Raw genomic sequence first — 20,750 nt, 5'->3', positions numbered from 1 at the left:
ATTTGAATATTAGGAAAGTATACCAAAGTGCAAGGAAATCATGCAAGGTGTTTGGAAGTGAATTTTTGTTAAAATCACTAAAAGACGTTTGCTTGTTCTTATCTCAATCAATTGATAAGATTAAGAAAAAAGTAGAGGAAGTTTTCGCAATCAAATTTAATTTTAAAAAACTTCAACAAAAAAGTATCGCAGCGGGATTTAATATTGACTTTCACATCTTTGATCAGATTGATTCGACTAACTCAGAGGCCAAACGAGTGGGTCGGCAACTTGAACGCATAACCCAGCCGCAAATTTTTATTGCGAATCATCAAACAGCAGGATATGGACGATTAAAACGTGATTTTTATTCACCTGAAGACAGTGGCTTATACATTAGTTTTTTAATTCCAGTGGTGGGGAAGACATTTAATCCGGGATTATTGACAACAATGACTGCGGTGGCCAGTGCAGAAGCGATTCAAAAACATTTTTCGGTTCAGTTGCAGATCAAATGGGTAAATGATTTGATTTTAAATAAGCGAAAAGTGGGCGGAATTCTGGCTGAGGCAATCACTGATCCGATAACCAATCAATTAGCAGGAGTGGTGATCGGGATTGGTGTAAATTTATATACCCAATCTTTTCCAGCAGAGATTCAACAAATTGCGACCTCTTTAAGTGATCAAGCGGAGGCTAAGGACCAAACGGACTTTTTGGCTGATTTTGTGAATAACTTTTTAAACCACCTAAAAACTTATCAAAACGCAGATTTTATGTCGAAGTATCGGCAGCTATCATCTGTAATTGGCCAGCAAGTTCAAGTTCAGTTTCAAAATAAGACCGTTGTTGGCGTCGTTGAAACGATTGATGACCAAGGAAGACTAATTTTACAAACCACACAACAAAGGCTAGTCATCTCAAGTGGCGAAATTATTCACGTAAGTCCAACTAAATCCAATTAAAAAAGCGTTCGGAAATTAATTTTCCGGACGCCTTTTTATTTATTTGATTGGTAAAGTTATTTTGCATTGATTAATTTGTAATGAATATTGTAATTCTTGGTTACCACGAACAGTTGTTGCAAAATCAGTTGCATAAACGACTAAGCCAAGCTGGTGACCAGCTAACAAATGGTAAAAAGTGGGTTGTAAATCGACGGTCAAATCATAAAAATCATTTGCCTTCAGTTCATCTACTTGATAAGCATTATGACGATTTTGCAAATTAATATGGCCCTTGGTAATCATCTTCCAAGGGGTGGCCTCTTTTTGCAAGGTGAACTCGCGGAGATTATCACGACGCCAATCATAAGCACCACTCAATGATTTTCCTGCTAGAATCGTTGGGCTTACGGTGAGGCGTTTGGCATCGCCGTAATCAACCAACTGAAAACTCAGCATTCCAAATGGTTCGTTGACGGCTACACGAATTTTGAGTTGTGCACACCCATCAATATAAGTGTCATGATCGTAGCGACTGGTTTTGAAGATCAAGCGATTATCACGCAATTGATTTTCACCTTTTGTGTCATGGTTTGTGGTTAGTAAATCACGTTCCCAGACATTTAAATGTTTTTTATAGAAGTCGAATACTTCAGGATCAAGATGATCGCTAAACGAAGCTGCGGCAGTCCGAACTGGAACGGTTTCTGGAACCAACTCTTTGGCTTCAAAATTGAAAACCTGTTTTTGATCAGTTGGTGCTTGCCAATCTTCATAGCTAGTCCATGTTTCAGGCTGCACGTTATCTTGAATTAGCACATCAGGTAATAAATCTTCTGCATGATTATCTAAACCAAAGAGTTCATGACTAAACCAAAGATTCATCATGTCAGTGAAATCGAGGGAACGAAATCCATTGACGTAAATGTGTTGACCTTGATGCAGAATCAACTTTTTAGTGATTGGGGCATCTCTTAAGGCGTTCCATAAATTACCAACGTTACGTGGCTTAACATTCCAGTCATTTAAACCATGCACCATAATCATATCAGCTTTAATGTTTTTAACATTGTTGACATAATTACGTTCGTCCCAGTAGTGGCTGTAATTCCCAGTTTGACGATCCTGATCTTTGGTCATGGTTTGTAAAACTTGATCAAAGAAGTCCTTGATCTTCAAATAGTCACCAGGCTTTTGCATCCGGCTAAATACTTCCGTAGCGAGGACATCCATGTCTTCACCCTGGAAAGTATCGGGCGCGGCAACTAAACCGCCATCACGATAATAGTCGTACCAACTTGAAATTGCTGCTTCAGACACGACTGTCTTTAGTCCATCCACGCCGGTTGTGGCAGCTGCGACAGCTAAAGTACCTAAATAAGAGCGGCCGGTCATCGCAATCTTACCGTTAGACCAAGAAGCTTTGATTTCAATATTATCAGTTTTGTTAGTGAAAGCCGTACGATTTCCAGCGAGCCATTCAATAACGGCAATGGTTGAAACTGTTTCGGAAACGGCCCCTGTGTCCCGAATTCCGTCAGAATCTTTAGTTCCAATTCCAGCTGCATAAACAACGGCAAATCCGCGGGTTAGGAAATAATCGTTTAAAGTATAAGGCGATTCCATCGCAAAGGTTTCGTCGGCTTCTTGTTGTTCACCAGCAATTTTGCGTTTAGCAGGTAACTTCTTTGGTGTCTCTTGATAATGGACGTCTGCGTAAGTGAGTTGATTGGGTTCTTTAGGTTCTAAAGGTACGTCAACATTATGCATAGCTGCACTGCCAGCTTCGTCGTTAATACCTTGATTGTAAGGACTAGCCGTATATAAAACTGGTGCACGATAGTCATCTGCGGTTTGTTTAGCCCGAAGGATTTCGACCTTCAATAGATCTCGTTTGCCATCCTCATCGGTGTCTAGCGGCGCCTCCACATAAACAACGTCACGAATTAATTGGTGAGGATCAAAAACAGCTTGGGCCTTGCCGTTGAAAAATAAAGGTTTAGTGGTTGTTGCATAGAAAGATACAAAATAGCCGGCCTGTGCTAACTTGTCTAAGTAAGTCTGGCCCTTTTTCGTATGGGTACAAAGCAATAGATACCAGGCATGCAGTAAGTCAGACTTGGTTTTGATTGGCTCACCAACGATGGGGAGCTTAATTTGTTTCATGGCTTCAATGGGGTTATCAAGCTTAAAATCGATATCTACATCGAATTCAAGAAGCTGCATAGCCACACGATAAAAAATGTCATTGGTAAGTGCCTGTTGGGAGTCTAAAAAGTCTCCCAAGGTCATTTCTGGGGTAGCTAAATAATTATTCAATTTTTGTTTGAAGACGGTTTGGCTTTTTGCTTCAAGGACTGTTTTGTGTAAAAGCTCTTGCCAAACTGCGATTGGATCATCTAATTGATCAATTGAGTCATCGATAAAGTGGGTCGCTCGTAACTCTTTAAGTTCGGTTGTTCTATCGACAGGTTCAATTGCAAATTGGTTATTTTTCATAATATAAAAACCTCCGAAAAGTTGTATGGCACCAATTATACGCCATTCTGCAACTATTCGGAGGTAATTTAACTAATTAATTTTTAATGATCTAATTTACTTTTTTTCGTTATCTTTTTGTGCCAGTTGGCTGTGATGAATTCCGTAAGTAAAGTAAATTAGTAGACCAAATGCAAACCACAATAGAGACGCAATCCAGGTTTCCTTAGATAAAGTGGTCATTAAGAAGATACATAAGAATCCCGAAATGATTGGTAATACTGGATAAAATGGGACTTTAAATCCATGATTAGGGATATCTTTTCGTTTCCGAAGGGGAATAATTCCAAAGGATACAACGGCAAACGCAATTAGTGTACCAATGTTAACAAGGTTAGTTAATTGGTCCAAAGGAACTAGACCACCCAAAATGGCAATGACAATTGTGACAACCGTCATGGCATGGAGTGGCGAATGATTAGCACTAACTTTGCCCAATGTTTTTGGCAATAAGCCATCACGACCAGTGGAATAAACTAATCGGGAGCTACTAAAGATCATTGTCACCATCATGGTGGTCATCCCGGCTAATGCGCCTAAAGATAAAAGACCAGCTAGCCAGTTTTGATTAACAGCTTGTAAAGCAAAGGCCACGGGATCTGCGACGTTTAATTTGGTGAATGGAATCATCCCAGTCAATACGATTGAAACGCCAATGTACAGGACGGTTGCGATAATCAAAGTCCCGATAATTCCAAATGGCATGTTGTGATCTGGATCTTTTACTTCGGCTGCCGAAGAAGAAACGGCATCGAACCCAAGATAAGCAAAGAAAACGGTAGAAGCGCCTTGGAACATCCCTTTAACACCAAAGGGCATAAAGGGATGCCAATTACTTGGCTTGACGTAAAATGCGCCAATTAGTAAAAATAGCACGATAATCACAAGTTTGACGATGACCATGATGTTGTTAATTCGAAGGGATGATTTCAATCCTTTCGATAGAAATAACGCAATGATACAAACGATTATGATGGCCACAATATTTATGTAAGTCCCATGGGCAGGATCAAATGGGCCAGACAAGGCTTGAGGAATATGAAGGCCAAATCCTGATATAAATGAACTAAAGTAGGCCGACCAACCGGTGGAAACCGCCGCGACGGCCAGGACATACTCTAAAATGAGGGCCCAACCTAAAATCCAACCGACGATTTCACCAAACACGACGTTCCCATAAGAATAGGCGCTACCGGCAACGGGCAACGCGGAAGAAAATTCAGCGTAACACATGGCAGCGACAGAACAAACAATGGCAGCAACCACGAAGGAAAGAATAATGGCAGGACCAGCTTTGGTTGCGGCGACGGTTCCAGGTAAAATAAAGATTCCGGTACCAATGACGGCACCAATTCCAAGGGCAATTAAATCCCAACCGTTCATGGTTTTTTCGAAACGGTTGTCGCGCTCAATGTAACGATCACGACTTTCTTTGCGGAAAATTCGTCCGCGTAATGACATAAACAACACTCCCTAAATGTAGTGACTCAAACTGTAACCAGTTTATTAGACTATATCCAGAAAAATATTAAAAGTCAATGAGAAAAAATAAAAGTGAACGTAACAAGTCGTTAAGCAATGAATATATAAGTGAGGTGGAAGCGGGATCGCATCCCGCTGCGAGTTATTGCGGCCGAACTTTGCCACAAGAATCGACAACGACCGAAGCATAAAAGGTTTTCGTTCCGAAAACCAACAACTGAAGCGTAGCAGTGGGAACCTTACTTATATATTCATTGCTGACTTGTGGAGTTGTCCTACTGCCTAGCAGAAACATTAACAGTGATTGCAGACCACCAAAACAACATCTACCATTAGCTATTCGTCTTCATGGTATAATGAAAAAAATTAAAATCTGAGCAAAGGTGGCGGTCATTACGGCAAATGAAGCATTGTTAATCGAAGACTTATCTACAGTTGGATCAGTTTCTATGAGTATTGCCACGCCAGTCGTAACTGTATTCGGGGAACAGCCAGCCATTTTGCCTTCAATCCTTTTGTCCACACACACCGGTGGTTTTGGGCAACCTGCCTCAGTATCCATGGAAACAGCAATCCCAGAATTTCGTCACCATTGGCAAACAGCCGATGTTCGTTTTAAAAATGTTTTAATTGGATATCTAGGTAATAATCAAAAAGTCTATCATGAAGTAAACAACTTGTTAAAGGCGGATCAGCCTAATCTGGTGGTTTTAGATCCCGCATTTGCCGATCATGGAAAGTTGTACACAGGGATGACTGCGGTAGTTGTGGAGAACTATTTGCAGTTGTGTAAGCATGTTCAAGTGTTTCTGCCGAATTTTACAGAAGCTTGCTTGATTTTGAATCGGAAAGTACCTGAGCATGTCACTAAATCAGAATTGGCTATAATTCTTGCCGAGCTTTCAAAAAAAACGGGTCTCTCTAAAGTTGCCATCACTGGAATTGAACGAGATAACCAAATTGGCATGGTATTTATGAGTGACCAACAAGTTAAATATGTTTCTTCCCAAAAAGTTTCCGGAGATTATTTTGGTACTGGAGATCTTTTCTCGAGTTTGGTATTTGAATTTCTTTTAAATCAAGAATCATTTGAGACTGCTTTAACCCTTGCCAATCAATGGACAAGTGAAGCAGTAGCTGATACAATCAAACAAATTTCACGAGACCCACGAATGGGAGTTCGGTTACAAACTGTTTTTTCAAAAATATTAGCATACAAGGGGAGTTAACGTTATGCATAACAATCAATTAAGAAAAATTATCGTTACGGCGTTATTTGCTGCAATTATTTTTATTGGTATTTCAGTATTTCAAATTCCAATTCCTGCCATGATTGGCCGGCCATTTGTCCACTTTGGCAATGCCTTGACCGCTTTAGCAATTATGTTTTTAGGTTTCGGATACGGATCGTTAGCAGGGGCAATTGGGTTGGGACTGTTTGATGTCACCCATGGATATGCAAGTACGGCCTATCTCACAATCATTGAAGTGATTATTGTGGCGGCAGTTGTCACCTTGGTGTTCCGACTTTTGCGGCGTGATGATACAAAAAAATGGCATATTGTCCTTGTCGCATTTGTAGCTGGATTCACGAAAATTTTTACTTCATTTGGGAACTCAGTGATTGAAGGGGTTGCGTATGAAGGGATGCAATTACATGCGGCAGTTGTTGGGGCGATTGCCAGCGAACCCGCGACCATCGTTAATTCGATTACCACGTTTGTACTAGTGATGATTCTTTATTATCCATTAAAAAATATCTTAAAACGCTCAGGATTAGGTTAAATAAATAGGGATCAGAGAAATGATAAAATTTCTCTGACCCCTTATTTATTTGGTTAGGCATCCTGTAGATTACCTTGAATGGCCATAATCGTTTTTAAGTTTTGAACAGCTGATTCAATGGTGATTCCAGTCGCTTCAAATGTTGGGTCAGCTTTGTCATTGGCGATAAAAACTTGTTTTTCCGTATCAAGAGCAATGCTGAACCAGTTGTGGCTATATTTTTCAAAGGTCATAATGTTGACCCTCCTTTGTTTTAGTGTCGCAAAAGGCTTAGCGGTCAGAGAAGCTTAGATAGTCAAATGATCCTAATTGGGAATCGTTTGATTATCTAAGCTAATCGGATAGAAGCAGCTTTTTGACACATTTATTTTATTAAGTTGAAAAGATTTCAGAAAACTTTAGAAATCGCTTACATCTAACTTTATTTTTTTATTCTACAGCATGTTACAATAAAAGACAAATGAAATAACTATGGAGTGGAAAATTGATGAATAAAATCATTGTCATTACTGGTGCCACGGGGACTGGTAAAACAACTGTTAGTGACTACTTAAAAACTTATTATCGGATCCCGCAAGTCATCACTCACACAACAAGACCTGCGCGCAAGGATGAAATTTCTGGAAAAGACTATTATTTTGAAACGGATAAAAGTTTTTTCGATAATCATTATCTTGAAAATGTGGTTTATGCAGGGTATCATTATGGTTCTTCGTATGAAGGATTAGAGCGGGGCTGGAAACGAAATGCGCTTGCCAGTATTGTGTTAGATACCAAGGGTGCTGTGACCTATGTAGAAAAACTTGGCGCACAAGTGGTCGTTTTATACATGACAGTTTCAAATCATAAAAGTTTGGCCAAACGCCTCCACGAACGTGGGGATGATGCCGAAATGGTTGAAAAAAGGCTCGCGAGTGAAGAATATCAACGCGATCTTCAGTTGCCGACAGCGCTTCGAGGTAAGGCACACGTGATTTTAAATGATCAATGGGAAGATGCCCGCAAACAAATTGACGAGATTGTTCAGAATTTACAAAAAGTTGTGGCCAATCAATAATCTATCAAGTTTGGCTTAGGTATGCTAAACTTTTATAAAGAGTAATTATTACTATTTAGGATTAGAGGAGTTAAAAATGGATACCAAGTTAACCGCTGCAATTGAAGTACTAAAACAAAATAATTTAAAAATCACGCAACAACGTCAAACCTTAATTCAGATTATGACGCAACATGAAAACAAATATATTGATGTCACTCAAGTAGATGAACAAATGCGGACCCATTATCCTAAAATGAGTCATAACACCGTTTATCGTAACTTAAAAGAATTTGAATCCATCGGCTTGGTAGAGCAAATTATTCAAGGTGAGCATGCCCAAGTAAAGTATCAGTGTGACGTCACTCAACAACATCATCACCACTTTATCTGTACGAATTGTGGCAAGGTAGAAGAAGTGGAGATGTGTCCACTTGATTTCTTTGAACGCCAATTACCGGGCTATCAGATTTCAGGGCATCGCTTTGAGTTATACGGACTATGTGCCAACTGTGCAAAAAAGCAGCAAGCCTAATAAGATTAAATTTGCCGTTCTGATAATTTGTACGGCATTTTTAATGTCTTTAATATTCAAATAATAGTTTTAAAGAATTACTATGTTTTTTAAGTTTTGAGATGCAAATACCGTTTGGTTTGTTAAAATTTAAGTAACTAAGAAATAACCGTGAAGGAGAAATGTTATGGTCTATCGAACACCACCTTTTATTACGCCGTTTGCCATTGTAAGTATTCTAATTGCTTTGAGTGCCACAAACGTTGTGGTCAACAAGGTTACGGGCACGACGGATGGTGGATCCGCAAGAACAACACAAACAGTTAATAAAACTTCTGATTCAGACTCAAGTAGTTCTGCTTCAAAAAAGAAGAGCTCTGATGATAGTAGTAAAAAAGAAGATAGCAGCTCGAGCGACGATAGCTCAAGTTCGTCTTCTGATTCTAATAGCTCGTCCAGTTCTGCACAAAATAGTGGGTCCTCGTCGGCCGCAAGCAGTAGTGTCTACTCCAGTAGTAGTTCTTCAACTGCTCCGACAACCAATAGTTCAAGTGCAACTTCGGCTTCGTCTAGCGCAGCGAGTTCGGCAACTACAAAAGCGGCTAGCTCATCAAGTAGCACGGCGACAACGACTCAAAATGATACGGGTGACTAAAAGGGAGGAGTGATCAGACTTGTTTTCAATTATTGATATGATTAACCATTACTTAGGTTATATTAACGTTAATCTAAAACTAAAAAATCGCATTTATACCATTGTTGGTTTTGTCGGTAACTTTTACATGTTATATCTGGCATATCGCTTCTTCGAAAATGGTCGCTGGCTCCGGGGCCTTGGATTTATTGCGGTTTTTATTATTTTTCTCTACTTTTTGATTATGAATATTTATTATTATTTCACCACTAAAAAGGCGCCGTTTGATATTTCGCCCAAAATCGAAAAAATATTAGGCGGAAAGCCACGAGAAGCAATCGAAAACGAAAATCTGCGTAACCGGGCAAACCGAGGTCGAACAGCAATTGTGCCCTCCACCGGAATTTTTGAGAAAAATTCAATTTTACCAGCCACAATCAAATCTAATCAGAGCGATCTACACAATATTCAGCAACTTGCAGAACAAATGATTCAAAATAATTTTGCGATGGCAGACTATGAAGGCCTTAGCGATGATGAAATTTTAAATCATTTGCAGGAATCTAACGAAACGGAAATGAATGCCATTGGTCAAGGGATGCCTTTTCCATATTTTGAACTTCGTGAAGAAGATGGTGAGGCTAATGTGTACGCTGGGATGAATCAGATGAGCTTAGTGCGAATTGGTAAAGTAGCTAGTGTTGGCCTATCAGATTACTTTAGCGCCAAAAAACAATATGAGTTATATTTGGCACAGGCCGTTTTGATTGGTGGACAGCGAAAATTTGCCGGGCGTTCCAGTTTGATGACTGAAGAAGCACCTTATCAAGCAAAAATTCAAATGGCGTACAAAAAAAGGGAAGATGAAACTACCCAAGTAAGAAGAAAATCGTATTAAAAGCATGAATTATAAATGTATAAGAATGAGAAAAAGCCTATCAAAATTATTAAATTTTTGACAGGCTCTTTTTTGTACCTTAAAATTGATATAATAGATAATGAACATTAATTTTCATTTTGCTAAGGAGTACCAAACACGACGAGTAAATGCAGAGATGAATTTAAGCACAAGTCGTATATTGAAGAAAAAGAGGAAGATTACATGTCAATGATTGAATTTCACGATGTTGAAAAGTACTATGGAGATTTCCATGCCTTACACAATATTAATTTGACAATTGAAGCCGGAGAAACAGTTGTTTTAATTGGACCATCTGGTTCTGGAAAAAGTACGTTGATTCGAACAGTCAACGGATTGGAACGCATCAATCAAGGCCAACTAATTGTTGATGGATTTGATCTGGCTGATAAGAAAACGGATATGAACAAAATCCGTAAAAATGTCGGAATGGTATTTCAACATTTTAATCTTTATCAAAATAAAACGGTTTTGGAAAATATTATGTTAGCTCCTCGAATTGTTTTAAAAAAGGATGAAGCTAAGAATAAAGAACTTGCTATGCAGCTTTTGGACAAGGTAGGGTTGGCCGACAAGGCACAAAGTTATCCTGCTCAAGTTTCTGGTGGCCAAGCACAACGAATCGCCATTGCTCGTAGTTTAGCCATGGAACCTAAGTGTATCTTGTTTGATGAACCCACAAGTGCCCTTGATCCAGAAATGATCGATGATGTTTTGAACGTTATGAAAGATATCGCGCGAGATTCCAGCATGACAATGTTGGTTGTTACACATGAAATGGGATTTGCGCGTGAAGTGGGTGATCGGGTTATTTTCATGGCTGATGGACATATTTTGGAAGATGATACCAAGGAGAAATTCTTTGATGGGCAGCCTTCAAATGAACGAGCAAAGCAGTTTCTTAGCAAGATTATTAAGCACTAGAGGGGGATCCGCATGAAAAAAATAATTCGATATTTAGGATTGCTGACCTCGCTGTGTGCGCTCGTCATGATTCTTAGTAGTTGTGGTGCAACGACAACCAAGAGTCAAAGTGTCTTGAGCAATGCAGAGAAGAGCAACACAATTGTTTGGGGTGTCAAAGCTGACACCAAACTGTTTGGGTTGATGGACGTAAATGATTCGACCATTAAAGGGTTTGATGTTGATATGGCCAAGGCGCTCACAAAACAAATTCTAGGACCAAGTGGAAAAGCTAGTTTTATTCAGGTTTCTAGTCAAACTCGGATTCCACTGTTGAAGAACGGTAATATTGATGCCATTATTGCCACAATGACCATTACACCTGAACGTCAAAAAGTGGTTGATTTTTCTGATCATTATTTTAATGCCGGTCAATCCTTGATGGTAAAAGACGGCAGTTCAATTAAAAGTGTCAAAGATTTAAACAAGACAGGAACTCAGGTTTTGGCTGTTACAGGTGCTAATTCGGTTGAAAACTTCCAAAAAGTGGCGCCTAAGGCCAAAGTTTTGGAATTACAAGATTACGCCCAAGCACTACAAGCCTTGAAGTCTGGTCAAGGAAAGGCCCTGACAACGGATAATGGGATTCTTCTAGGAATGGCTGCTGAAAACCCAGGATATAAAGTTGTGGGTGGCGCCTTTACTAAGGAACCTTATGGAATTGCCGTGAACAAGGGACAAAAACCATTTGTAAATAAGATCAATCAAGCCATGGTAAAACTTCGCGAAAATGGTGAGTACGATCGCATTGTTAGAAAGTGGTTTGGTAACATTTCTGGATTTGACTATAAGGAGGCAGAGAAATGATTAGTATTATCGCGAATCATTGGCAAGACCTCCTCTATGGATTAGGTCAAACGTTGTTATGCAGTATTTTAGCGCTCTTTTTTAGTCTGATTATTGGTTCGTTTTTTGCCATTTTTGAAGTGGTTCCCAGTAAAACACTGAGAATCATTGCGAGAGTCTATATTGAAATTTTCCGAAACATTCCTTTATTGGTAATCACCATGTTCTTTTACGTGGTCATTCCAATGTTCTTTGTGAAGGTAAACGGCTTTACTGCCGGAACGATCGGCCTGACGATTTATACATCGGCATTTATTGCAGAAACCGTCCGTTCGGGAATCCAGTCAGTGGATCCTGGCCAAATGGAAGGGGCCCGCGCAAACGGGATGACCTTTTCGCAAGCAATGCGGTTTGTTGTTTTACCACAAGCATTCCGAATTGTTATTCCGCCATTGGGTAACCAATTTATTAATTTAGTGAAGAATTCCTCTGTCTTGGCCTTTGTGGCTGGATTTGATTTGATGTATCAAGGTAATACAATCGCTTCAACAAGTTTTGATACACTGAATGCCTACTTTGTAGTAGGAATTTTGTACTTAATCATCACGATGCCGCTTAGCTATTATATGCGATATCTTGAAAAACGTTTGGATTAGGGGGTGAAGAAAATTGCAAAATTTTATTAATGCTTATTCTTGGGTAAATATTCATTATCTCCTTGAAGGACTTTGGATTACGATTGAGGTTTCGGTGGTTTCGATTGTATTTAGTTATATTTTAGGAGCTATTTTAGGGCTGATTCGTTATATCAAAGTTAAATACTTATCAGCTGTTGTTGGCTTTGTCATTGATTTGATTCGTAATTTACCATTGTTGCTGATTATTTTCTTCACTTACTTTGGTCTTCCAAACATAGGGATTCGTTTAAATCCGATTTGGTCATCCATTTTAGCGATGACGATCTTTGAATCAGCCATGTTAGCAGAGATTATTCGTAGTGGGATTGGTGCAGTGGACTCTGGTCAAATGGAAGGGGCCCGGGCAAACGGGCTTTCATACTGGGCGGCCATGTGGCACATTGTTTTGCCACAAGCACAAAAGAAAATGATTCCAACAATTGTGAGCCAATTCATTTCATTGATTAAGGATACTTCCTTGGCGACAATCATCGTGTTACCGGATTTAATGTATCACGCACAAATTATTTACGGACAAAACAGTAATTATATTTTACCGATGTTTCTGGCATTAGCTGTTATGTATTTTGTGGTGTGTTATATGCTTTCAATTTTGTCACACTATTTGGAAAAACGCTTGGCTTAAAAAATCGATTGAAAAGGATGCATGCGAAAGCATGCATCCTTTTTTATCTCATTTGTTTCTAATCTTTCTAACTTTTTAAAATCATTTTTAATCCCTTTATAAAGGCATTTATCTAATATAGTATTAGACAAAATTTAAAAAATATTAAATTTATCATTGACATTAAAAAAAAGTGAAGCTATTATTTAAATAATCTCATAAAAAGAGCACGGGCGTTTGAGGAGATAAAAAAATAAGGGAGTTGGGCGTATGAAGGTAAAAAAAGGATGGCTAGTCGCAACGTTTTTGGTTGGCGCACTTGTGTTAGCTGGCTGTGGTAATAGCAAAGCAAACTCAGGTAGTTCTAGTAAATTAGCTTCAAGTTATAATTATGTGTATACACTTGATCCAGATAATTTGGATTATACAGTGTCATCACGGGCATCAAATAGTGACATTTATTCAAACTTTGAGGACGGACTTTTGGAACGCAATCCAGAGGGGCAACTTAAAGGGGCCTTAGCTAAATCATGGTCAGTCAGCAAAGATGGCAAGACTTATACATATCATTTGCGTAAGGGCGTCAAATGGGTTGATAGCGAAGGTAATGATTACGCCGACGTCAAAGCTCAGGATTTTGTAACTGGTTTGAAGCATGCGGTTGCTGCTAAATCAGAAACCTTATATGTGGTTCAAGACAGCATTAAAGGCCTTGACGATTATGTAAGTGGCAAGACAAAAGACTTTTCAAAGGTTGGTGTTAAAGCAACTGGCAAATACACAGTGCAATACACTTTGAATCAACCAGAAACATATTGGAATTCTAAATTAACTTATGGGGTTATGTTCCCAGTTAATGCTAAGTTCTTAGCTCAAAAGGGTAAAGACTTTGGTAAGGCACAAGCCGATGGAATTCTCTATAATGGCCCATTCGTCTTATCCAACTTCACTTCTAAATCAGTTATCGAGTTTAAGAAGAACAGTAGTTACTGGGATACAAAGGATGTTCATCTTAAAACTGTAAAACTCACATACAATGATGGTAGTAATCCAGATGGTCTCTACAAATCATTTAAGAGTGGCGATTACACTGCCGCTCGAGTTTACCCAAGCTCTGCTGGTTACAAAGATGTTGTTAAACAAAGTAAAAATAACATTATCTGGTCTGATCAAGATGCATCTGTATATAACTTTACGTTTAACTTAAATCGTCGTGCTTACAGTGCAACATCTAAGAAAACATCTAAGGCTAAAGCTAATACTAAAAAAGCTATTTGGAACCGTGATTTTCGTCTAGCTGTTCAATTTGCCTTTAATAAGACCAACTACGCGGCACAAATTAACGGTAAGAGCGGTGCCAATAAAGCCTTACGTAACGAGATGACTCCTCCTTCATTCGTTACAATTGATGGTAAAGACTACGGCTCACAAGTTGAAACTGATTTGAGCAAGAACGATTCTGATGCATTTGGCAGTGTTAACTTAGCAGATGCTCAAGATGGAACTTACAAACCAGCAAAGGCAAAAGAGTATCTTGCCAAAGCATTAAAGACACTCAAATCTGAAGGCGTCACTGGCACAATTCATTTAGATTTACCAGTAGATGAGAAATCTACAACTAACTTGAATGAAGCAAAATCATTTAAAAATTCAGTTGAAAAAACACTTGGTAAAAAGAATGTCACAATTGATCTTCAAATGTTAAATGAAGACAAGTTTAATGCTGCAACATACGCAGCAACCACTGGTGCAGCAAGTGATTTCGATATTAGTAATGCTTCTGGTTGGTCTCCAGATTATGATGATCCTTCATCATATCTTGAAATCTACAACCCTGAATCAGGTTCAATGTTACAAACAATTGGATTAGATGCTAGTTCAACAACTAAGATTGCTTCCGACACAGCCGCTGTAAAAGCTGTTGGCTTGGATCAATACGCTAAGTTGTTAAGCAAAGCTGAAGCAATTACAACTGATACAAATGCTCGTTACAAAGCATTTGCAAAAGCTGAGGCATGGTTGCTTAACAGTGGTATTCAGATTCCTGTATATTCACTTGGTGGTTCACCTTCTGTTACAAAGGTTGTACCATACACAAAGCCATACGCACAATCTGGGCTTGGTGCACAACGTTATAAATATGTGAAAGTTCAAAAGAAAGCTGTTACGATTTCACAAAATAAGAAAGCAAAAGCTGCTTGGACTTCAAAACGTGAAAAGATTGCCAAAGCTGCTGACAATAATTAATAGATTTAACGCTTAAAAAGAAGGAGGGCTAGCCGTTAACTAGCCCTTTTTCTATTTAGAAGATGCGAGGAGGAAGAAGTTTATGAAGAAATATTTATTATTTCGAATTGTACGATCTATTGTCAGTATCTTTTTGGTAACGACTTTAACTTTTATTATGATTTATTCATTAGTCCCAAGACGAGATGTCTTCAAATCAGATTCTATGATTAGTAAACTGAATTCTCAGCCCGATAAATTGATTGATTACAAAGATAATGCGTATAACAAAATGAATTACATTGAGTACTTGGATACAAAATCACTTTTAAAGAAAGTTTCTAATAGTGGTAAGGAAGTAACAACTGCTCATACGCAAAGTAATGCAACGGCGATTAAAGACTGGGCTAAGAAGAATGGCTTTACAGTTCATCGTTATCCACAAAACAAAAACTATTACGTGACGCGTGAGCTTTCCTTAGTAGAACGGCTTGGTAAGTTTTATGGGAATCTGATTCATATTGATAACCCCTGGGCTATTCATGATGCTAAGAATCCCAATTTGCCTAGATATTTGAAAATAACAAAGGATAAGGTTGTTGGTTGGGCATTAGTTGGGTCTGGTACGAAATATAAATACCAAATTTACTTTAATAAAGCTTTCCCATACATCCATCAAAATATTTTCCATATTGATTTAGGAACATCATATCCTGGTTACTCAGGAGTAGCTGTTATGGACGTTATTGGTAATCATCAAGGTGAGACCAAGAGTAGCGAGTATGTATTTCCAAACGGTAATAAGATGAATAGTTCTGACAACGTTTATACGCGTCAATATCAAACTTCAGCGAAGCAAGATTCAATGGCAAAAGAACGTTATGGTGGACATTACACAGGTACAGAGCAAGAGTATCAAGATCCATCAATGATCGGAACCTCCTTTAGAGCTGGTTTTATTGCTTTGATTATTTCTTACGTCATTTCAATTCCAATGGCTATCTTGATGGCTCGTTTTAAAGGCAAGTGGTTTGATAAAGTTGGTACCGGAATTGTCACTGTTTTAATTGCAGTACCAAGTTTGGCCTTTATTTATGTTTTCCGTTACATTGGGAGTGCAGGATTCGGATTTCCTGATTCCTTCCCAACGAAAGGGGCAGAAGTCTTTGGATCGTGGGTTTTGCCATCTGTTATCTTGGGACTCTTATCAGTTTCTGGTCTGGTTATCTGGTTTAGACGCTATATGATTGATCAACAATCTTCTGATTATGTGAAATTTGCTAAGGCGAAAGGGCTGGATGACGGTGAAATTTATCGGAAACATATTTTTAAAAATGCATCAATTCCAATTGTGCAAGGATTGCCAGGATCTATCATTGGTTTAATCAGTGGTGCTACCATGACTGAAACCATTTTTGCAATGCCTGGAATGGGAAAAATGTTACCTGATGCAATTCTTACTCATAATAATCCGATTGTGATTGCATTAGTATTTATTTTCACCACCATCGCTGTGTTCTCAATCTTGTTGGGTGATATTCTAATGACGATTGTAGATCCTCGAATTAAATTATCAACGTCAGGAGATGATTAAGATGGCAGAGAATAATCAAGAAATTACAGAAGACGATTTTGCACTCGTTAAAATGGATAAAAAAGCGACTGAAAAAATTGACACGCCAAAGTATTCGTATTGGAAATCAGTAGCAACAGTTTTCTTTTCTAACAAGATTACAATCGCCATGTTTGTTCTGATTTTAATTATCCTGTTGATGGCTTTTATTCAACCGCTATTCAGTGGTTACAACTTAATGAGTGTCAATAAAATTAATGATTTTAAAGCCCGGTATAATTGGCCAAGTCTGAAGTATTGGTTTGGAACGGATGCCGATGGCCAGTCTTTGTTTGATGCGATTTGGGCAGGGGCTCGAACTTCAATTTCAATTGGGGTTATTGCTTCACTAATTACAACAGTTATTGGGGTTATTGTGGGAGCCTTTTGGGGGTTCTCAAAAAAGTTTGATCGTCTTATGCTTGAAATTTACAATGTTTTTTCAAACGTACCAACCCTACTCATCATTATTGTGTTGTCCTATACGTTTGGTAATGGATTTTGGAATTTAATTTTTGCGATGACTGTAACCACCTGGTTAGGAACAGCATACTTTATTCGGGTTCAGGTTATGTTACGTCGTGATCAGGAATACAACATTGCTTCTAAAACGCTAGGGACCCCAACTACGCGGATGATTCTCAGAAATATCTTGCCGTATTTAACTTCAGTAATTGTTACGCAGCTTTCACAGTTATTACCTTCATTCATTTCTTATGAAGTATTTCTTTCTTTCTTAGGTGTTGGTTTAAGTTCTGATGTGCCATCTTTAGGTAGGTTAATTTCTCAGTATTCACCGTACATGACTAGTTATCCATATCTATTCTGGCTGCCAGTGTTTGTTCTTGCCTTGATAGCCGTTTCATTGTATATCGTTGGCCAAAATTTGGCTGATGCTTCTGATCCACGAACACATATGTAGAAAGGAGAGACAGAAATGAAAAATAATGTTGTATTATCAGCCAAGGATCTTTCTGTAGATTTCCAAGTGCGTGGTCGTCAACTAAAAGCGATTCGTCATGTCTCTTTGGATCTGAAGGATCAAGAAGTACTCGCGATTGTTGGAGAATCCGGTTCGGGCAAATCAGTTTTAACGAAAGCATTCACGGGGATGCTTGAAACAAATGGTTACATTTCGAATGGAACGGTGACCTATGAGGATAAAGTGCTAAGTGACTTAAAGAAGGATAAAGAGTGGGATGGTATCCGAGGAAAAGGAATTGCAACGATTTTTCAAGATCCGATGACTTCACTAGATCCGATTAAAACAATTGGTTCCCAAATTGCCGAAGTTGTTGTTAAACATCAAAAGAAAAATGCAAAAGAAGCAAAAAAAATTGCGATTGATTTAATGGAACGAACTGGGATTCCAAATGCCAAAAACCGGTATAATGAATATCCATTTGAATATTCAGGAGGTATGAGACAACGAATTGTTATCGCAGTTGCCTTAGCTTGTCATCCCAAGATTTTGATTTGTGATGAACCAACCACTGCATTAGATGTAACGATTCAGGCGCAAATCTTGGAGCTAATTAAGGATCTTCAAAAAGAATATCATTTCACAACAATTTTTATTACGCATGATCTTGGGGTAGTAGCTTCAATTGCAGATCGAATTGCGGTTATGTACTCAGGCCAAATTATTGAACTGGGAACCTGCGATGAAATTTTTTATGACCCACGTCATCCATATACGTGGAGCCTGCTTTCATCATTGCCACAATTGGCAACTGAAGAAGCCGGGTTGTATTCAATTCCTGGGACGCCACCATCATTGTATAAAGATATTGAAGGGGATGCCTTTGCACCTCGAAATAAGTTTGCCATGGAAATTGATTACAAAAAAGAGCCTCCAATGTTCAGAGTTTCGGATACTCATTGGGCTAAAACATGGTTGTTAGATCCGAGAGCACCGAAAGTTGAAAAACCGGCATTAATCCAAAATTTACACGATCATTTTGTAAAAATGATGGAAACGGAAACCACTATGGATTTTGAGAAAGGCGGCGATGCAATTGTCATCAAATAAAGAAGTATTACTTTCTGTTCGTGATCTTGAAATTGCATTCGGCTCTGGAAAAAAAGAATTTGTGGCCGTTCAGGATGTTAATTTTGATATTTACAAAGGAGAAACCTTTTCTCTTGTTGGTGAATCAGGATCTGGTAAAACTACAATTGGACGAGCAATTCTTGGTATTAATCCAACTAAAAAAGGAACCATTAATTTTCATGGTGAGAAGATTAATGCACCGATGTCGGATGCTAAAAAGAAAGACGTTACCCGAAAAATTCAGATGATCTTTCAAGATCCTTCAGCGTCTTTAAATGAACGTGCAACAATAGAATATATTATTTCTGAAGGACTTTATAATTTTAAATTGTTCGATTCTGAGGAAGATCGTGTAAATAAGGTTAAAGCAATAATTGAAGAGGTCGGCTTGCTCCCTGAACATTTATATCGGTATCCACATGAGTTTTCAGGTGGTCAGCGGCAGCGGATCGGAATTGCCAGGGCACTAATTATGAAGCCTGAATTGGTGGTTGCCGACGAACCTATTTCTGCTTTAGATGTGTCGATTCGGGCGCAAGTCTTAAACTTATTAAAGAAGTTTCAACGCGAAAGTAGTCTTTCCTATCTTTTTATTGCTCATGATCTTTCGGTTGTACGGTTTATTTCAGATCGGATTGCAGTTATTCATAATGGAAGAATTTTAGAACTGGCGACAACGGAAGAGCTATTCTCAAATCCGCTTCATCCATATACAAAGTCGTTATTGTCAGCTGTTCCCATTCCAGATCCAATTCTGGCACGTAAAAAGAAACTTTTGGTTTATGATGAATCGGTTCATCACTATGAAAATGACAAGCCAAGATTTATCGAAATAAAACCCGGACATTTTGTAAATGCCAATCATGAAGAAGAGGAACGTTACCGAGAACTTTTAGCTCAAACGGCCTCTGTATAAACGTTAATGAATGAAAGCTTGGTCCATCTCGCAGCTTGTTAGGGCAGTTCACTCCAACCCCGAACTGTTTTAGCAGGTTGCGAGATGGACCAAGCAAAACAAAAATTGCTAATCATTAAGTTGATTAGCAATTTTTTTGTTTGAATTATTAAACTGAATGGTGATTATGCAAGTATATGATCAGTGCCAACATAAGGACTCCTGTTAGGATAATAGAAGCCAACCAGGCTAGTGAACCAGAAACCAGCGGTAAATGCATGTTCATCCCGTAAAAGCCACTAACGATGGGTGGGACTGCTAATAGAAGTGACCAGATAGTAAGAAAACGCATGATATCATTTAGGTTGTTATTAATTAAACGATCATAGGTATTGCTTAACTGTTCAACGCTTTCGGAAATCAAACCAATCATTCGACTAGCTTGATTGGTTTCTAGTTGAATATTATGCAACTTTCGATTGCAGATTTTATCAAAGGGAATGTCTGTGTCTTTTGAAAGAGATTTAATATCTTCAAAACAACTGGAATTTTCTTGAATTGAAGCGCGTAAATAAATTGCATCTTGATTAATGAGGGTCAAGTCATCTAGACGTTTCATGCGGGTTCGAGCACTGAGCTTGTCTTGAATTTGGTCTGCACGATATTCTAGTTTAGTTACCCGACCAATATATTTACGGACAATCGGTAAAATGAGGTCTAACACAAAAGACATGCGTTTTTCATACGCTTGATCACGCAACTCTTTAAGAGTGTCGCTGACAAAATGCATTTCAGAACTCAAAAAGATAAAAAGTTTTTTATCAAAGAAAATGACAGAAATTGGTTCAGAATGAGCAGATCCCTTTAATGGGGCCCAGAAAACCAAAAGGGCATAATCGCCCTCTACATCAACCTCAGTTCGTGCCGGTTCATCCTTATCGTCAACGTATTCTAAAACGGTCGAAGGTAAGTCGAAATCTTGAATCAATTGTTTTTTATCCGTTTCCGTACAGTCTTGAACAAGAATTAATTCAAATTTTTGTTTTTGATCACTTTCATAGGACTTGATCACAGTATGAGCC

20 protein-coding genes are annotated in these 20,750 nt (G+C 38.5%); 16 read left to right on the top strand and 4 right to left on the bottom strand.

Annotated features, from left to right (window positions below):
• Positions 1-65: 65 nt before the first annotated feature.
• Positions 66-944 carry a biotin--[acetyl-CoA-carboxylase] ligase gene (locus ACLHK8_RS04655; RefSeq protein WP_158694965.1) on the top strand — a complete coding sequence of 293 codons (879 nt, stop codon included), beginning with the start codon at positions 66-68 and terminating at the stop codon, positions 942-944.
• A gap of 39 nt (positions 945-983) precedes the next feature.
• On the opposite strand, the gene ACLHK8_RS04650 is transcribed toward ACLHK8_RS04655, so the two are convergent.
• Together ACLHK8_RS04650 and ACLHK8_RS04645 are read right to left on the bottom strand one after the other, a co-directional pair.
• On the bottom strand, positions 984-3,422 hold the full coding sequence (locus ACLHK8_RS04650) for a Xaa-Pro dipeptidyl-peptidase (protein ID WP_057774142.1): 2,439 nt from the start codon (positions 3,420-3,422) through the stop codon (positions 984-986).
• Positions 3,423-3,518: 96 nt separating this feature from the next.
• Positions 3,519-4,922, bottom strand: coding sequence for an APC family permease (locus tag ACLHK8_RS04645; RefSeq protein WP_057774140.1), 1,404 nt, complete (start codon positions 4,920-4,922; stop codon positions 3,519-3,521).
• 404 nt (positions 4,923-5,326) lie between these two features.
• Between ACLHK8_RS04645 and ACLHK8_RS04640 the strand changes: the two genes are divergently transcribed.
• Positions 5,327-6,172 (top strand): PfkB family carbohydrate kinase, encoded by an 846-nt coding sequence (locus ACLHK8_RS04640; RefSeq protein WP_057774138.1) that lies wholly within the window; start codon positions 5,327-5,329, stop codon positions 6,170-6,172.
• Between the two features lie 4 nt (positions 6,173-6,176).
• Positions 6,177-6,728 carry an ECF transporter S component gene (locus tag ACLHK8_RS04635; RefSeq protein ID WP_057774136.1) on the top strand — a complete coding sequence of 184 codons (552 nt, stop codon included), beginning with the start codon at positions 6,177-6,179 and terminating at the stop codon, positions 6,726-6,728.
• Between the two features lie 53 nt (positions 6,729-6,781).
• On the opposite strand, the gene ACLHK8_RS04630 is transcribed toward ACLHK8_RS04635, so the two are convergent.
• Complete coding sequence (locus tag ACLHK8_RS04630; RefSeq protein WP_046871436.1) at positions 6,782-6,961, bottom strand: hypothetical protein; 180 nt, start codon at positions 6,959-6,961, stop codon at positions 6,782-6,784.
• Between the two features lie 254 nt (positions 6,962-7,215).
• On the opposite strand from ACLHK8_RS04630, the gene ACLHK8_RS04625 reads away from it, so the two are divergent.
• From ACLHK8_RS04625 to ACLHK8_RS04565, 13 genes are all read left to right on the top strand, one after another.
• Positions 7,216-7,785, top strand: coding sequence for a hypothetical protein (locus ACLHK8_RS04625; RefSeq protein WP_057774134.1), 570 nt, complete (start codon positions 7,216-7,218; stop codon positions 7,783-7,785).
• A gap of 76 nt (positions 7,786-7,861) precedes the next feature.
• The gene (locus ACLHK8_RS04620; protein WP_057774132.1) at positions 7,862-8,299 is read left to right on the top strand and encodes a Fur family transcriptional regulator; all 438 of its coding nucleotides are present in this window, start codon (positions 7,862-7,864) and stop codon (positions 8,297-8,299) included.
• A gap of 166 nt (positions 8,300-8,465) precedes the next feature.
• Positions 8,466-8,933, top strand: coding sequence for a hypothetical protein (locus ACLHK8_RS04615; RefSeq protein WP_057774130.1), 468 nt, complete (start codon positions 8,466-8,468; stop codon positions 8,931-8,933).
• 19 nt (positions 8,934-8,952) lie between these two features.
• Positions 8,953-9,810, top strand: coding sequence for a DUF6681 family protein (locus tag ACLHK8_RS04610; protein ID WP_057774127.1), 858 nt, complete (start codon positions 8,953-8,955; stop codon positions 9,808-9,810).
• Between the two features lie 204 nt (positions 9,811-10,014).
• On the top strand, positions 10,015-10,755 hold the full coding sequence (locus ACLHK8_RS04605; protein ID WP_057774125.1) for an amino acid ABC transporter ATP-binding protein: 741 nt from the start codon (positions 10,015-10,017) through the stop codon (positions 10,753-10,755).
• Between the two features lie 12 nt (positions 10,756-10,767).
• On the top strand, positions 10,768-11,601 hold the full coding sequence (locus ACLHK8_RS04600) for a transporter substrate-binding domain-containing protein (protein ID WP_323707574.1): 834 nt from the start codon (positions 10,768-10,770) through the stop codon (positions 11,599-11,601).
• On the top strand, positions 11,598-12,236 hold the full coding sequence (locus ACLHK8_RS04595; RefSeq protein ID WP_057774121.1) for an amino acid ABC transporter permease: 639 nt from the start codon (positions 11,598-11,600) through the stop codon (positions 12,234-12,236). The genes ACLHK8_RS04600 and ACLHK8_RS04595 overlap by 4 nt, the downstream gene beginning before the upstream one ends.
• Positions 12,237-12,249: 13 nt before the next feature.
• On the top strand, positions 12,250-12,903 hold the full coding sequence (locus ACLHK8_RS04590) for an amino acid ABC transporter permease (protein ID WP_057774119.1): 654 nt from the start codon (positions 12,250-12,252) through the stop codon (positions 12,901-12,903).
• Between the two features lie 249 nt (positions 12,904-13,152).
• Positions 13,153-15,129: a peptide ABC transporter substrate-binding protein gene (locus tag ACLHK8_RS04585; protein ID WP_323707575.1), complete on the top strand. Its 1,977-nt coding sequence runs from the start codon at positions 13,153-13,155 to the stop codon at positions 15,127-15,129.
• Between the two features lie 82 nt (positions 15,130-15,211).
• Entirely contained in the window at positions 15,212-16,702 is a 1,491-nt protein-coding gene (locus tag ACLHK8_RS04580; RefSeq protein ID WP_057774114.1) for an ABC transporter permease, read from the top strand.
• 52 nt (positions 16,703-16,754) lie between these two features.
• Positions 16,755-17,642 carry an oligopeptide ABC transporter permease OppC gene (gene oppC, locus ACLHK8_RS04575; RefSeq protein WP_406827451.1) on the top strand — a complete coding sequence of 296 codons (888 nt, stop codon included), beginning with the start codon at positions 16,755-16,757 and terminating at the stop codon, positions 17,640-17,642.
• Positions 17,643-17,657: 15 nt separating this feature from the next.
• Entirely contained in the window at positions 17,658-18,752 is a 1,095-nt protein-coding gene (locus ACLHK8_RS04570; protein WP_057774110.1) for an ABC transporter ATP-binding protein, read from the top strand.
• Positions 18,733-19,689 (top strand): ATP-binding cassette domain-containing protein, encoded by a 957-nt coding sequence (locus ACLHK8_RS04565; protein ID WP_410250475.1) that lies wholly within the window; start codon positions 18,733-18,735, stop codon positions 19,687-19,689. Before ACLHK8_RS04570 ends, ACLHK8_RS04565 begins: the two co-directional genes overlap by 20 nt.
• Positions 19,690-19,837: 148 nt before the next feature.
• On the opposite strand, the gene ACLHK8_RS04560 is transcribed toward ACLHK8_RS04565, so the two are convergent.
• The gene (locus tag ACLHK8_RS04560) at positions 19,838-20,740 is read right to left on the bottom strand and encodes a magnesium transporter CorA family protein (protein WP_057774108.1); all 903 of its coding nucleotides are present in this window, start codon (positions 20,738-20,740) and stop codon (positions 19,838-19,840) included.
• Positions 20,741-20,750 lie beyond the last annotated feature (10 nt).

This window comes from Pediococcus sp. M21F004 (genome assembly GCF_051122535.1).
GTDB lineage: Bacteria > Bacillota > Bacilli > Lactobacillales > Lactobacillaceae > Pediococcus > Pediococcus inopinatus.
The sequence above is the reverse complement of the archived record's forward strand: the minus strand, read 5'-3'. Positions and strand labels throughout refer to the sequence as shown.

Coding starts and splice junctions, on each gene's coding strand:
- ACLHK8_RS04595 (WP_057774121.1), top strand. CDS start 11,598: ATGATTAGTATTATCGCGAATCATTGGCAAGACCTCCTCTATGGATTA.
- ACLHK8_RS04605 (WP_057774125.1), top strand. CDS start 10,015: ATGTCAATGATTGAATTTCACGATGTTGAAAAGTACTATGGAGATTTC.
- ACLHK8_RS04650 (WP_057774142.1), bottom strand. CDS start 3,422: ATGAAAAATAACCAATTTGCAATTGAACCTGTCGATAGAACAACCGAA.
- oppC (WP_406827451.1), top strand. CDS start 16,755: ATGGATAAAAAAGCGACTGAAAAAATTGACACGCCAAAGTATTCGTAT.
- ACLHK8_RS04565 (WP_410250475.1), top strand. CDS start 18,733: ATGCAATTGTCATCAAATAAAGAAGTATTACTTTCTGTTCGTGATCTT.
- ACLHK8_RS04570 (WP_057774110.1), top strand. CDS start 17,658: ATGAAAAATAATGTTGTATTATCAGCCAAGGATCTTTCTGTAGATTTC.
- ACLHK8_RS04645 (WP_057774140.1), bottom strand. CDS start 4,922: ATGTCATTACGCGGACGAATTTTCCGCAAAGAAAGTCGTGATCGTTAC.
- ACLHK8_RS04585 (WP_323707575.1), top strand. CDS start 13,153: ATGAAGGTAAAAAAAGGATGGCTAGTCGCAACGTTTTTGGTTGGCGCA.
- ACLHK8_RS04580 (WP_057774114.1), top strand. CDS start 15,212: ATGAAGAAATATTTATTATTTCGAATTGTACGATCTATTGTCAGTATC.
- ACLHK8_RS04630 (WP_046871436.1), bottom strand. CDS start 6,961: ATGACCTTTGAAAAATATAGCCACAACTGGTTCAGCATTGCTCTTGAT.
- ACLHK8_RS04600 (WP_323707574.1), top strand. CDS start 10,768: ATGAAAAAAATAATTCGATATTTAGGATTGCTGACCTCGCTGTGTGCG.
- ACLHK8_RS04620 (WP_057774132.1), top strand. CDS start 7,862: ATGGATACCAAGTTAACCGCTGCAATTGAAGTACTAAAACAAAATAAT.
- ACLHK8_RS04625 (WP_057774134.1), top strand. CDS start 7,216: ATGAATAAAATCATTGTCATTACTGGTGCCACGGGGACTGGTAAAACA.
- ACLHK8_RS04615 (WP_057774130.1), top strand. CDS start 8,466: ATGGTCTATCGAACACCACCTTTTATTACGCCGTTTGCCATTGTAAGT.
- ACLHK8_RS04635 (WP_057774136.1), top strand. CDS start 6,177: ATGCATAACAATCAATTAAGAAAAATTATCGTTACGGCGTTATTTGCT.